The organism is Desulfobotulus pelophilus, assembly GCF_026155325.1.
Classification (GTDB): domain Bacteria; phylum Desulfobacterota; class Desulfobacteria; order Desulfobacterales; family ASO4-4; genus Desulfobotulus; species Desulfobotulus pelophilus.
The window spans coordinates 39,618-52,348 of record NZ_JAPFPW010000016.1 but is presented as its reverse complement, the minus strand read 5'-3'; the positions used below and the strand labels follow the sequence as shown (position 1 = coordinate 52,348).

Genomic DNA, 12,731 nt, shown 5'->3' with positions numbered 1-12,731 from the left:
CCTCCTACACCACATAGCGGATGCCGAGGCGTTCGGCGGTATGGTAATCGTTGATTCCCAGGGCATCGGACATGCCGATGGGCAGGGAGGTGGAACGGCCAAGAGGGGCAAGAATCTTTCTCAGCTCCATGTCAAAGGCCAGATAGAGGTCCACCACCCGTTCGGCTACCTTTTCCGCATCCAGTCTGCGGTAGATTCTTGGATCCTGGGAGGCGATGCCCTTGGGGCAGAGCCCGATGTTGCAGATGTTGCAGCGGTCCTGCTCGGAGCCGAGGCAGCCTGCTGCGGCCTGCATGATGTATTTACCTGTCTGCACTCCGGAAGCGCCCATCATGATGAGGGCGGCCGCATTGGCTGCGAGGTTGCCGTTTTTGCCTACACCGCCCCCTGCAAAAAGGGGAATTTCATTCTGCTTGCCTACCTTCACAAGGTTTACGTAGCAGTCCCGCAGGTTGGAAGCGATGGGATGCCCCATGTGATTCATGGACACATTGTAGGCGGCCCCGGTTCCTCCGTCTTCACCGTCAATGGCAAGTCCTGCGGCATAGGGGTTTCGGGTGAGGTTGTTGAGCACCGCAAGGCTTGTGGATGTGGCGGATATCTTGGGATAGACCGGAACCCGGAATCCCCAGGCCATGCTCATGCTCTGGATCATCTTGGCCACGGATTCTTCTATGGAATACTGGGTCTGATGGGTGGGAGGGCTTGGCAGGCTGACCCTTTCCGGTACACCGCGGATGGCGGCAATCAGTTTATTGACCTTATGCCACATGAGAAGTCCGCCATCTCCGGGCTTGGCTCCCTGACCATATTTGATTTCTATGGCGCAGGGGTCTTCCTTCATTTCGGGAATGGCGTGGATGATCTCATCCCAGCCGAAATAGCCGGAGGCAATCTGGAGAATCACATATTTGAGGAAACGGGAGCGCAGAAGTCTTGGCGGGCATCCGCCCTCTCCCGTACAGATCCGCACGGGCATGCCCATTTCCTCATTGAGGTAGGCCACTCCCATCTGAAGGCCTTCCCACATGGTAGGCGAAAGGGCGCCGAAGCTCATGCCGCCGATGACCAGAGGATAGATTTCCCGAACGGGGGGCATCCATCCGTGTTCTCGCTGGTGCTTCAGGGCATCTCTGGGTTCCAGCACCCGGCCCAGAAGGGTATTCACGTCAAAGGTGTGGCGTCCTGCGTCCAGTGCCGGATCCGTGAGCATGGAAATACGGATGAATTTAATCTGATCCAGAAGGCCCGAAGAATCGTTCCGCCGCCCGCCCCTGCTTCTGGGCTGGCCTCCCTGATTGATGTGGTAGCGAAGCCTGTCGCTGCCATCATTGCGGGCGGGAGCAATGGCATCATTGGGACAGACTAAAGAACACATGGCACAGCCCACGCAGGCATAGGCCGGGCTGGTACGCTGGCGGATGCCGTAGCGGACAGTCTGGGAGGAGGATGGTTTTTCCGCAAACCCTGTGCCTGCTTTGATTTCCCGTTTGCGGAATACTCCCAGTTCTATGGCGTTCACCGGACATACGGCGGTGCAGCTGCCGCAGAGGGTACATTTGTCCTGATCCCAGCGGATCTGCCAGGGCAAATCACTGATGCTTAAGCTTGACGGGATAATCTGTCCGTTTGCCGACATACTCTAACCTCCTTGCGATCCGGGCCCACCATGGCCATATCGAGGTGCATGGGTTGAACATCTTTGCTTTTATCCCTGTCCGGGATCACGGTGTCCAGGCCGCAGACTTCCGATGAAAAGGCCCATATGCCGGGCTTGCCACCCACAATTCCGGGCCGGAGTTTTTTGCTGTCCTGAGCCATGAAGAGAGTGCCGTCCGGAAGATTGCCGATGATGCAGTTGGGTCCGTCAATGATCAGTCTTCGGCAGCTCTGTTTGAGCAGTCGCAGCATTCTGGAATTGGGATGGATATCCATGGTTGCATCATTGAGGGGGGTAATGATGTGCTTGTAGGCATCCAGGGGCAGGTCCAGAAAGCGGCTCATATAATGAAGGATGTGAACAAAGACCTCGGAGTCCGACTGAAAGCCGATGTAGCCGTCAAAACCCCGGGATTCCAGAAATTCCTTTACGGGAATGAAGGCGGTGTTCTCCCCGTTGGTCATGGTGGCAAAACCTTCCAGAAAAAAGGGGTGGCAGGCATAGAGGTTGATGGCATAATTGGTGTTCTGACGTCCCTGGGCCATGATGACCCGGGCGGTTATGCCATGGCGGTCGAGATCCAGATAGCGGCCCACGGTCAGGGGATCACCGATTTCCTTGATCATGACCACATCCGGCCAGAAGGAGAACACAATCATATCTCCATCGGTCTCGCCCATTTCGCGGAGCTGCAGCCTGACTTTGAGGAGGCGGCGCAGCTTTTCTTCTTCCGCCAGATTTTCCCAGGCTCTGGGATAGTCGTAGGCACGGATCAGGTAGATGTCCCGGGATGGTGTTCCTTCGGGCGGGGTGTCCGGCAGGCGGATTCCCATGCGGTATTTGGTCATGAACCCAATGTCCATCATAAGGGCATCGAGTTTTTTAAGTCCTGCGTCCGTGAAAATCCCGGAGAGGATGGGAGCACCCTTGATGGTGGCAAAGGGGCCGCCCAGATCCCGCATAAACAGTCCCACTCCGGAACCGTCATGGCCTTCCCTCATGGCATCCAGTGCTTCCAGAGCCTTCATGGGGGAAAGGGGCGTGTCGCTGGTTACGGCAAATAAACGGCACATATATCTGTCTCCTTCAGAAAAAGGCTTGGGGACGTAGTGAAGAGTTCCCTGCTCTTTGGGGTTTTTGCATCAATCATGCCATGTTTGATATGTTTTTTCTTTGTATTGCTTTTTTATTAATAAAGAATGGTATTTATGGTTTTTGTTTTGTTCGGGTCTTGCGTTGGCTATCCCTTTTTCAAGGACGAATTATTTGCCATAAAAGATGTTTTTGTGATGTGTGATACAAAAATGTAATTTGTTGGGGCTCCGGCGCAGCCCTGTGGAGCCGGGTTGTTCTTTTATGTGTATGGGAAAAAGCTGTTATGCTGTAAGGCAGGGGCGGCCCTTGAGGGAATGGGGCGGAATGGGTATTTCTGCCGGTGGAAGGGGAAAAAGTCGGTTTCCCCTTGCTTGCAGGGTAAAAAGGGGGCATCTCCGGGCCGGGCTCGTCTGCAGGTATTGTAATGTTGCAAATGTGTAATGTTGTGTGCGGGCTGAACAGAATGTCTTTTTTCTACCATGTTTGCAAAAAAGCGTCATATTTTTTTGAAATGTGTAAGGTGGTATGTTTTTTTATACAGGTTTTTCCATCTCAAAGCCTTGAAGAAGAAAGGAAATACCATGAAAGAGTCCCTGTTCGCCAATCTGCCCTCCCCTATGGAAAAAGAAATTATAGAGCCCCTTGTCCGGCATCAGGGACTTGTGATTGAGCGTATTCTGTCAAAGGGTCATGCCTCACCTGAGGGCTTCTGGTACGATCAGGAAAAAAATGAGTTTGTTCTTGTGGTGCAGGGCCGGGCCGGGATACGGTTCAAAGATCCTGAATCCGTCGTTATTCTGGAGCCGGGGGACTATCTGATTATTCCCGCCCGATCCGAGCACAGGGTGGAATGGACGGCTTCCGATGTGGAAACCATCTGGCTGGCCGTGCATTACTGAAAGGGAACGATATGATCCATCCTTTTGATTTCATTCAATTTGAAACCATGAAACTGGAATCCCTTCCGGCATCCATTTCTGAAGGCACTATCATCAAAAAATGAGCCTTGAATTCAGGTGCATCAGGCGAGGAAAAGGCAGACCACCGTATTTCTTCTCCGGAAATATGCGAAACATGTTTTAAAAATTTGAAAAAACATGGGGTTGTCGCTGAAAAAAAGACCTGTTATCAAGGCGGAAAACAACAACATACGGCATCCTGCCGCATGACGGAAGCCGAGAAAGAATCTGTATGACAGAAGAAATGCAAACCCCAGTTCCTCTGATATCCGTGGAGCTTCTGGACCTTCTGGCACAACGCCATCCGGATACCCTTGCCTTGCTGGATGCAGCTTCCGGCTCCCTTCCCGATGGGCTTGGGGATGATCTGCGCCGGGTGGCTGCCATGAGTGATTTTTTTGCAAGGGGTCTGCTCCGGGATCCGGACACCCTTGGGGAGCTTATGGATGGGGGTGGGCTGACGGCTTTCCCCGGACCGGCCAGAGAAAGGGTTTTTGCGGCACTTCAGACCGTGGATTCCGAAAGTCTTCTGTCTCTGTGCCTGCGAAAAATCCGCCATCTTTCCATGATGGGAATCTGCTTCAGGGACCTTTCCGGCAGAGCTTCCCTGGGGGAAACCATGGCCTCCCTTTCCGAACTGGCCGAAGCCGTGGTGGACGGAGCTGCCAGCTATCTTCATGCAAAAATGGCGTCCCTTTATGGAGAACCCGTGGGAGAGGAGTCCGGAAAATGTCAGCGACTTGTGGTTCTGGCCATGGGAAAGCTGGGGGCCGGTGAGCTGAATTTTTCTTCGGACATCGACCTGATCTATGCTTACCCCGAACCGGGAGAGACCCGTGGTCCGGACATCATAACCAACGAGACCTTCTTTACCCGCCTTGCCCGTAAGCTGACAGCGGTTTTCAGCGGGAACACCGGAGGGCCCCTTTTCCGTGTGGACTTACGGCTGAGGCCCTTTGGCGAAAACGGTCCCATGGTCATGCATTTTGATGCCATGGAGTTTTACTATCAGACCCAGGGTCGGGAATGGGAACGTTATGCCCTTATCAAATGCCGTCCCGTTTCCGGTAATGAAGATGACGCCAGGGAGCTGATGGAAAGCCTGAAACCCTTTGTTTTCAGGAGGTATCTGGATTTTGGTGTGTTTGACAGTCTGCGTGAAATGAAACAGTCCATCATGCTGGAAATCCGTAAAAAAGGGATGGAAAATAATATCAAAACCGGTTCCGGCGGTATTCGGGAAGTGGAATTCTTCGGTCAGGCCTTTCAGCTGCTCCGGGGGGGGGTGGTGCCGGGTCTTCAGCAGCGGGAAATTCTGAAAATTCTGAAAACCCTTGTTCGTTTTCGCTTTATTCCTCCGGAAACAAGGGAAAATCTTACGAATGCCTATGTTTTTCTCCGCCATACGGAGCACCGCATTCAGGCTTGGGAAGACCGCCAGACCCACCTCCTGCCAAAGGAAGACGTGCCCCAAAAAGCCCTGGCGGCCGCCATGGGTTTTGAAAACTGGGGTCTTTTTATGGCTGATCTGGAGGGTCACCGTCAGCGGGTGCATGCCCACTTCCGGAAGCTGCTGACCGTTGATGATGAAAGCAGGGAATCCGTGCGACCCATGGTAGCCCTGTGGACCCAGCCACACATGGATACGGACAGGGCAGAAGGTCTTCTTGCTCAGGTCGGCTACAGAGATCCATCTGCCGCCATTCGCATGCTCGGGTATTTTCGTGACAGCCTTCAGGCCCAGGCCATGAGCAGTCAGGGCAAACGTCGGCTGGATACTCTGATGCCTTTTCTGCTGGAGTCCTGTGCCAGAGGCGAGAACCCGGCACAGGCCCTTGGTCGTATTCTCGACCTGTTGAAGGCCATTCAGCGCCGTAGCACCTATCTGGCTCTTTTTCTGGAATATCCTTCCGCCCTGGATCATCTGGTACGTCTGGCCAATGCCAGCCCGTGGATTATGGATTTTCTTTCCCGCCACCCCGTGTTGCTGGATGAACTTCTGGATCCCCGCACCCTTTACCGTCCGCCAGTGCGGGGGGAGCTTGTGGAAGATCTCCGTCGTCGTATGGAAGAACTGGATCCGGAGGATCTGGAAACCCGACTGGAAAACCTGTGTGTGTTCAAACAGTCCGGTCTTCTGCGGGTGGCGGCGGCTGACGTGACAGGGGAATTCCCCCTGATGAAGGTTAGTGACCGTCTTACGGAAATTGCCGAGTGTGTGGTGAATGAAATTGTGGATTTTTCTCACAGGAATCTGGTCCAGCGCCATGGGAGGCCGCTGGATATTCATGAAAAACCCATGGAAGGCTGGGGTTTTGCTGTTATTGCCTATGGCAAGCTCGGAGGGCTTGAGCTGGGCTATGGTTCGGATCTGGATCTGGTTTTTCTCCATGAAGATACGGAAGGCATGACCGAAGGCGGAGAAAAGCCCCTGCTTTCATCCCAGTTTTTCACCCGCCTCGGTCAGAGGGTGATTCACTGCCTCAAGGCCCATACCCGTGCAGGTACCCTGTACGAAACTGACCTGCGACTGAGGCCCGACGGCAATACGGGGATTCTTGTGGTGCCCGTTGCCGCCTTTGCAGATTATCAGCGCCGTCAGGCCTGGACCTGGGAGCATCAGGCCCTTGTCCGTGCCCGGCCTGTCTGTGGCAACCACCGCATGGCGGAACGTTTTGAAGCCGTCCGCCGTGAAGTGCTCTGCCTGAAAAGGGAGAGTGGGCCCCTTCGGACAGAAATTGTGAATATGCGGGAAAAACTGCGCAGCGCCCATGCCAGACCGGAGCCGGGTATTTTTGATCTCAAGCAGGACCCCGGCGGTATCATGGACATCGAGTTTCTGGTTCAGTATATGGTTCTGGCCCATGCCCACGATACTCCGGCCATCACCCGCTGGACGGACAACATCCGCATTCTGGAAACCCTTTCGGAAACCGGGGTCATGCGGCCGGAAGAGGCCACCTTTCTACGCAGCGCCTATCTGCTTTTCCGGGTGGCCGTGCACCGGAAAAATCTTCAGAATCAGCCTTCCCGTGTACCGGAATTCCGGTTTGAAAAACTCAGGGAAGGGGTTCGACATATCTGGCAGCGCTACATGGGAACAGATCATTCTGCTCCGGGAAAAAATTGACACAGCCTGTCCAGCAGTTTATATTTCAAGATATAAACTTCAAGCAATGGAGGACAGACCATGAAAGCAACGGCAAAAGAGCTTCGGTTTAACTCAAAAAGGCTTTTGGATACAATAAGCAGGGGTGAGGAAGTGATCATAACCTATCGCAGCAAACCCTGCGCAAAGCTAATACCCTACAGTGAAAAAAAAGAAGATCCTGCTGAAAACGAACTGTTTGGAATCTGGAAAGATAAGGATACAATTCAGGATGTGGCTGCCTATGTCCGTGGCTTAAGAAAAGAAAGATTTTGAATGCTTGTCGATACCGATGTCCTGATCTGGTACATGAAGGGAAATGAAAAGGCATACCGTATCATTGAGGAGGCCGGGATTTTTTTCGTTTCCGTTGTTACATATATGGAGCTGGTTCAGGGTATGAGAAATAAAGGCGAACTCAATGCCCTTCGTAAGGCTCTCCACAACTGGAAGTCAAAAATCATTTATATTTCAGAAGAAATATCCATTCAGGCAATGTTTTTTGTAGAGCAGCATTATCTCAGCCATTCCATACCGCTGGCAGATGCCCTGATAGGAGCCACTGCAATTTCACAGGGCCTGCCCGTTCTTACCGCCAATGATAAACACTATAAAATACTTAAAAATCTTGAAGTCATAAAATTCCGGCCTTAACCGGTGCAATAATATTTACCCTCCAATAAAGAAGCAACCATGCAACGTTTTGACATACGGGTTTCTCCGGAAGAGATGGAAGACAAAGAAAAGCTCCACCACATGATCCTTGCCAGGGCAGCACCCGGAGATCCAAAGCGTTTTGACTGGCGCATCCGTAAACAGTCTTTAGATGCCAGGGGCAGAAAGCCCCTTTTTGTTCTTCTGATTGAATGCTGGGAAGACGAAGCCCCGCCTTTGGAAAAAATCCGGGGTTTTGAACCGAAGGCCCTTTCCGGCAGAAGGGTTGTCATTGCAGGTGCCGGACCTGCGGGATATTTTGCGGCTTTACGTCTTCTGGAAAGGGGCATCCAGCCCCTTGTGCTGGAACGGGGAAAGGATGTGCGTTCCCGTCTTTTTGACATTAAGACCCTGTACAAAGGTGAGGTGCATCCCCATTCCAACTATTGTTTCGGCGAAGGGGGGGCTGGCACCTATTCCGATGGCAAGCTTTATACCCGTGCCACAAAAAGGGGAGATATCCGGAGGGTACTGGATCTCTTCCGCACCTTTGGTGCCAGTGCATCCATCCGTACGGAGGCCCATCCCCACATCGGCTCCAACCGGCTTCCGGCCATTGTAAAAGCCATGCGGGAAGCCATTGTCTCCGCAGGTGGCGAGGTGCATTTCAATGCCTTTATGAAGGATTTTATGGCAAAAGACGGACGTTTTCGGGCTGCGGTGCTGGAAGACGGGGAAAGGGTGGAAGGCGATGCCCTGATCCTTGCCACGGGCCATTCGGCCCGTGATGTGTATGCCCTTCTCCATGAAAAGGGTGTTCTTGTGGAGGCCAAGCCCTTTGCCATGGGGGTGCGCATCGAGCATCCTCAGGAACGCATAGACCGGATTTTTTATGGGGCATCGCCCCGCCACCCTGCCCTGCCGCCCGCTTCCTACCGAATCAGTTGCCAGGCTTCGGGCAGAGGGGTTTTTTCTTTTTGCATGTGTCCGGGAGGATCTGTGGTTCCCGCATCCACAGCTCCGGGGGAGCTGGTTTTAAATGGCATGAGCTTTGCCGAACGCAGCGGACCCTTTGCCAATGCGGGTTTGGTAACGGAACTCCGGCTTACGGATCTTGATGATCCGGATGGAAATCCCTTTGCCGGACTCCATTTTCAGCAGGCGGTTGAGCAGTTTCTTTTCCGAAAAGGAGACGGCAGCCAGAAAGCTCCTGCCCAGCGGGCTTCTGACTTTGTGGCTGCGCGGCTGTCTGCGGATCTTCCCCGGACATCCTATATCCCGGGTATATACAGTGCTCCCCTGCATCAGTGGCTGCCGCCTGTGGTGACAAAGGGGCTTTCCGAGGGTCTTCGCCTTCTGGATCGTCGTCACCGGGGATACCTGACTGAAGAGGCCACCCTTCTGGCGGTGGAATCCCGTACCAGCTCACCCGTTCGTATACCAAGAGACCCCCAGACCCGCATGCATCCGGAGGTATACGGTCTCTTCCCCTGTGGTGAGGGGGCGGGTTATGCTGGTGGTATTGCATCGGCGGCCATGGATGGTATGGCCAGTGCAGAGGCTGTGGAAAGATATGTAGCTATGCTGTAGCATTTGCCGTGGCAGTCCGTCATGTCTGCTCTCTGTTGTTTTTCATGAAGAAGGAGAAATGAATGCCTATTATCACCATTGCCCTTAAGGAAGGGCGAAGTCAGGAACAGAAAAAAAAGGTTGCCGAAGAAATCACCCGCATTGTTTCTGAGCATATGGAGGTGGATCCTTCCAAGATCTGGATCCGTTTTGATGATTTTTCGCCCAGTGATTTTGCCACCGGCGGTACAATGCACGGGTAGGAACTCTGTCTCTGGAGGAGCATGGGGCTCCGCCTTTCTCCTGACCGTTACGAGCAGGAAGTATGTATGAATAAAGAAGATATGAACGCTGTATTTACTCAGACCGGCAGGGTGCCCTATTCTCATGTGGGGCTGGATGGATGTCTGAAGCCGGTGTCGGTGCTGAACCTCTGCCAGGATATTGCCAGCCGTCATGCCTTTGCTCTGGGTGTTTCGGCTCTGCATGTGGCAGCCCAGGACAAAATATGGGTGGTGAACAGATATCACTTTGATTTTTATCGATTCCCCGCATGGGATGAGGTGTTTACCCTGCGGTCGTGGCGGGCGCCTCTCCGCAGGCTCTATGAGATCCGCCGCTTTGAATTGTTTGATGAAAAGGGTCAGCTCCTTATGGGAAGTACCTGTGCCTGGGTGCTGGTGGATAAAAATACGGGGAAGCCGGTACGGCTGTCGAGGGCCATGCCTCCGGAACTCTGCGAGAATGACGGAAGCATTCCTTTTGATTCTGATGAGATACCTCTGCCACCGGATAGGGCTCAGGCCATGGATTTTACAGTACTTCAGGAAGATATGGACTACAACCGCCATGCCAATAATGCTGCCTACCTCAAGTGGGCGCTGGAAGCCCTTTCGCCATCGGAGCTTTTTCCCTGCCGCATCAGAAAGCTTGCTATCCGATACCACCATGATATCGGCCCTCCCCGCAGCGTCAGGGTACACACGTCAAGGGAAGATACAGGAGATGGGCTGCGCTGTGTGCAGGCCATCCGTGCGGCGGATACGGAGGAGATGCTGACGGGTATCCAGATGGATCTCAGCCTTTGACGGCAGGCCATTCTGTTTATTGCTGCGGAAGGATTTCAGATAAAAAACTCCGGACCCTTTCCTTAAAATAAGGTGTCCGGAGCATTTATGGCGGGAAATTAAAATCTGTTCAGACTCTGTTGATGCTACAACACTGTCATCTCATGAAAATAAGCTGGGCATTGACAAGGCGCACAGGCCCTTTGTAAGTGACATCGCAATCGTTTCGGATCAGAGCTTCGAAGGCCTGTGCGTAAAGAATCGCCAACTGTCTGAAGTCGGCACAAAAGGCAGCGTACTTCAGTTTGCTATGGCAATAAAAATGTTCATCCTGCCTGTGCCGACAAGTTTTGGCGATTCAGCACAGGCCAAGAAGCTCCCGAATAAGATTGCGTCATGAACAAATGGCCTGTGTGCCACACACACTGCAAAACCGTATAGAATGAACCCTTACACAGCCCTTCCAGCAGCATACCCCTGATGAACGGCGTCAAAGGCAAGGCCGATTTTTGCCGCATCACCAATGACCTGACAGGAAATGCCAAGGCCTTCCACTGTTTCTTTCAGTGCGGAAACGGGCTTTGAGCCTGCGGCCAGTACTACGGAGTCAGCAGGGATCATCTCAAGGCCATCGTTGCCTTCCACCTTTACGCCTTCTTTTGTGATTTCAAGAGCTTTGGTGGTTACATCCGTGCGGATACCGATGCGCTTCATTTCCTGCAGCATGGTCCAGCGGGTGGATTTTCCGATGTCTTTGCCCACAGACTGGGTCATTTCGATGAGGGTTACGTTCTTGGTGCCCTTTGTGGCCAGCTCATAGAGTTTGTCCACGTCATCGGCCCTGTTTACAAAGAGAAACTTCAGCTCCTCTCCGGAAAGAGTGCCCTTTTCCCCAAGGAAGATGGACGTTTCCACACCCACGGCACCCCCGCCGATGACAACCACGTTTTTACCCGTATGGGCCCGGTCTTCCAGCACATCCCAGGCCTGCACCACATGGGGAAGGTTTGCACCGGGAATGGGGGGGGAGATGGGTTCCGCACCGGTGGCAAGGATAACGGCATCGGGCTTTTCTTTTTCCAGCAGGGCCTTATCCACCGTGGTTTTCAGCATGACCCGGATATTGTTCACCTGCACCTGGGTGGCAAGGTCCTTTGCAAGCTCTGCAAATTCTTCCCGTCCCGGAGGTGCGGCTGCCAGATAGAGCTGGCCTCCCAGGCGGCTGGAAGCTTCCAAAAGGGTAACGTCGTGGCCCTTCTCTTTGGCTGCGAGAGCGGCACTCATGCCAGCGGCCCCCCCACCGATGACAAAGACTTTTTTAGCCGTATCTGTCTGAACCGCAGCCATTTTAAATTCATAGCCTGCCCTCGGGTTGCAGAGGCATTCCACATGCTTGAATTTAAAGAGGTTGTCAAAACAGCCCTGGGCGCAGGCAATGCAGTGAATAAGTTCATTTTCCCGGCCTTCTTCCGTTTTTTTCGGCAGGAAGGAATCGGCAATGAGGCTGCGGCCCATGGCCACCATGTCGCACATGTCATCGGCAATGAGCCTGCGGGCATCTTTGGGGTCGTTGATGCGGTGGCTGGCAATCACAGGAATGGAAACCACCTCTTTAATGCCCCTTGCCAGATAGGCATACACCCCTCTGGGAACGCTGGTGACAATCTGGGGAATGCGGGCCTCATGCCAGCCCACATTGATGCACACCGCGTCCACAAGGCGGGAATCGGAAAGTTTTCTTGCATATTCCCGCAGCTCCACCCGGCCCATACCATCGGGCATGAGATCGTTGCCGTTCATGCGGACTACAACGGGATAATCTGGTCCTACGGTTTTTCGGATGGCTGAAAAGATTTCCATGGCAAAACGGCAGCGGTTTTCAAAGGGACCACCGTATTCGTCTTCCCGCTTGTTGGTCAAAGGGGAAAGGAATTCGCTGATGAGGTAGCCCGTGCCGCTCAGGATTTCCACGCCGTCAAAACCGGCAGTTTTGACACGGCCTGCGGCAGCAGCAAAATCCGCCACGGTCTGATTAATGTCTTCCTTTGTCATTTCTCTGGGAACTTCACGGGTAAGATTGGAGGCAATGGCAGACGGAGCAACGGGCTGTTTGCCGTTCAGCAGCATGGAATGGTTGTAGCGGCCTGCATGGTTCAGCTGCACCAGCGCACGGCATTCATGCTGTTTTATGGCATTGGCCAGCTTTGTGAGGCCGGGAATATGGGCATCTTCGTGGGCGCCGATGTGGGTGATATTGGCGGAAAGTTCGTTGACGGAGGCATAGCCCACGCAGATGGCACCGGCACCGCCTCTGGCCCTTTCTTCATAAAAAGCCGTAACCTGATCGGAAACCTCATAATTATCACACATGGCAAGGTGCATGGCAGGCATATAAATACGATTTTTTACTGTCATGCTGCCGATCTGGATGGGCTGGAACAGGGGGTCTATTCCTCTGAGTTCTTTTGTCATACAAGTCTCCTTTGGGCGAGAACGTTTTGTGTACAAATTTTCTGGCGGTTGTTTTTTTGCCAGATCAGGAATTTTATGTCACGTGAATATCGGTTTTTTGGGTTTTT

At 53.2% G+C, this 12,731-nt stretch carries 10 protein-coding genes; 7 read left to right on the top strand and 3 right to left on the bottom strand.

The features are described 5' to 3' along the window. Nucleotides 1-4: 4 nt before the first annotated feature. Nucleotides 5-1,639 carry a glutamate synthase-related protein gene (locus OOT00_RS12685; protein WP_265425754.1) on the bottom strand — a complete coding sequence of 545 codons (1,635 nt, stop codon included), beginning with the start codon at nt 1,637-1,639 and terminating at the stop codon, nt 5-7. Further along, a complete protein-coding gene (locus OOT00_RS12680) occupies nt 1,603-2,733 on the bottom strand; it encodes a class II glutamine amidotransferase domain-containing protein (RefSeq protein WP_265425753.1) in 1,131 nt (376 codons plus the stop codon). The genes OOT00_RS12685 and OOT00_RS12680 overlap by 37 nt, the downstream gene beginning before the upstream one ends. A gap of 603 nt (nt 2,734-3,336) precedes the next feature. Between OOT00_RS12680 and OOT00_RS12675 the strand changes: the two genes are divergently transcribed. The 7 genes from OOT00_RS12675 (at nt 3,337) to OOT00_RS12645 (ending at nt 10,173) form a co-directional block, all read left to right on the top strand. Further along, nucleotides 3,337-3,654, top strand: a complete 318-nt coding sequence (locus OOT00_RS12675; RefSeq protein WP_265425752.1) for a cupin domain-containing protein — start codon at nt 3,337-3,339, stop codon at nt 3,652-3,654. A 292-nt stretch (nt 3,655-3,946) separates the two neighbouring features. Continuing rightward, nucleotides 3,947-6,844, top strand: a complete 2,898-nt coding sequence (gene glnE, locus OOT00_RS12670) for a bifunctional [glutamate--ammonia ligase]-adenylyl-L-tyrosine phosphorylase/[glutamate--ammonia-ligase] adenylyltransferase (RefSeq protein ID WP_265425751.1) — start codon at nt 3,947-3,949, stop codon at nt 6,842-6,844. A gap of 60 nt (nt 6,845-6,904) precedes the next feature. After that, on the top strand, nt 6,905-7,138 hold the full coding sequence (locus OOT00_RS12665) for a type II toxin-antitoxin system Phd/YefM family antitoxin (protein WP_265425750.1): 234 nt from the start codon (nt 6,905-6,907) through the stop codon (nt 7,136-7,138). Continuing rightward, nucleotides 7,139-7,516, top strand: coding sequence for a type II toxin-antitoxin system VapC family toxin (locus OOT00_RS12660; protein WP_265425749.1), 378 nt, complete (start codon nt 7,139-7,141; stop codon nt 7,514-7,516). It begins immediately after the preceding gene. A gap of 39 nt (nt 7,517-7,555) precedes the next feature. Then, nucleotides 7,556-9,106 carry an NAD(P)/FAD-dependent oxidoreductase gene (locus tag OOT00_RS12655; protein ID WP_265425748.1) on the top strand — a complete coding sequence of 517 codons (1,551 nt, stop codon included), beginning with the start codon at nt 7,556-7,558 and terminating at the stop codon, nt 9,104-9,106. A gap of 62 nt (nt 9,107-9,168) precedes the next feature. Continuing rightward, nucleotides 9,169-9,348, top strand: coding sequence for a tautomerase family protein (locus OOT00_RS12650; protein ID WP_265425747.1), 180 nt, complete (start codon nt 9,169-9,171; stop codon nt 9,346-9,348). Between the two features lie 66 nt (nt 9,349-9,414). Next, nucleotides 9,415-10,173, top strand: a complete 759-nt coding sequence (locus tag OOT00_RS12645; RefSeq protein WP_265425746.1) for an acyl-[acyl-carrier-protein] thioesterase — start codon at nt 9,415-9,417, stop codon at nt 10,171-10,173. A gap of 429 nt (nt 10,174-10,602) precedes the next feature. Here the strand turns inward: OOT00_RS12645 and OOT00_RS12640 are convergent, their stop codons facing one another. After that, nucleotides 10,603-12,624 carry an FAD-dependent oxidoreductase gene (locus OOT00_RS12640; RefSeq protein ID WP_265425745.1) on the bottom strand — a complete coding sequence of 674 codons (2,022 nt, stop codon included), beginning with the start codon at nt 12,622-12,624 and terminating at the stop codon, nt 10,603-10,605. Nucleotides 12,625-12,731: the final 107 nt, after the last annotated feature.

Excerpts from the sequence above, each read along its gene's own strand:
- OOT00_RS12640 (WP_265425745.1), bottom strand. The coding sequence starts at position 12,624 with ATGACAAAAGAACTCAGAGGAATAGACCCCCTGTTCCAGCCCATCCAG.
- OOT00_RS12665 (WP_265425750.1), top strand. The coding sequence starts at position 6,905 with ATGAAAGCAACGGCAAAAGAGCTTCGGTTTAACTCAAAAAGGCTTTTG.
- OOT00_RS12645 (WP_265425746.1), top strand. The coding sequence starts at position 9,415 with ATGAATAAAGAAGATATGAACGCTGTATTTACTCAGACCGGCAGGGTG.
- OOT00_RS12650 (WP_265425747.1), top strand. The coding sequence starts at position 9,169 with ATGCCTATTATCACCATTGCCCTTAAGGAAGGGCGAAGTCAGGAACAG.
- OOT00_RS12655 (WP_265425748.1), top strand. The coding sequence starts at position 7,556 with ATGCAACGTTTTGACATACGGGTTTCTCCGGAAGAGATGGAAGACAAA.
- OOT00_RS12685 (WP_265425754.1), bottom strand. The coding sequence starts at position 1,639 with ATGTCGGCAAACGGACAGATTATCCCGTCAAGCTTAAGCATCAGTGAT.
- OOT00_RS12680 (WP_265425753.1), bottom strand. The coding sequence starts at position 2,733 with ATGTGCCGTTTATTTGCCGTAACCAGCGACACGCCCCTTTCCCCCATG.
- glnE (WP_265425751.1), top strand. The coding sequence starts at position 3,947 with ATGACAGAAGAAATGCAAACCCCAGTTCCTCTGATATCCGTGGAGCTT.
- OOT00_RS12660 (WP_265425749.1), top strand. The coding sequence starts at position 7,139 with ATGCTTGTCGATACCGATGTCCTGATCTGGTACATGAAGGGAAATGAA.
- OOT00_RS12675 (WP_265425752.1), top strand. The coding sequence starts at position 3,337 with ATGAAAGAGTCCCTGTTCGCCAATCTGCCCTCCCCTATGGAAAAAGAA.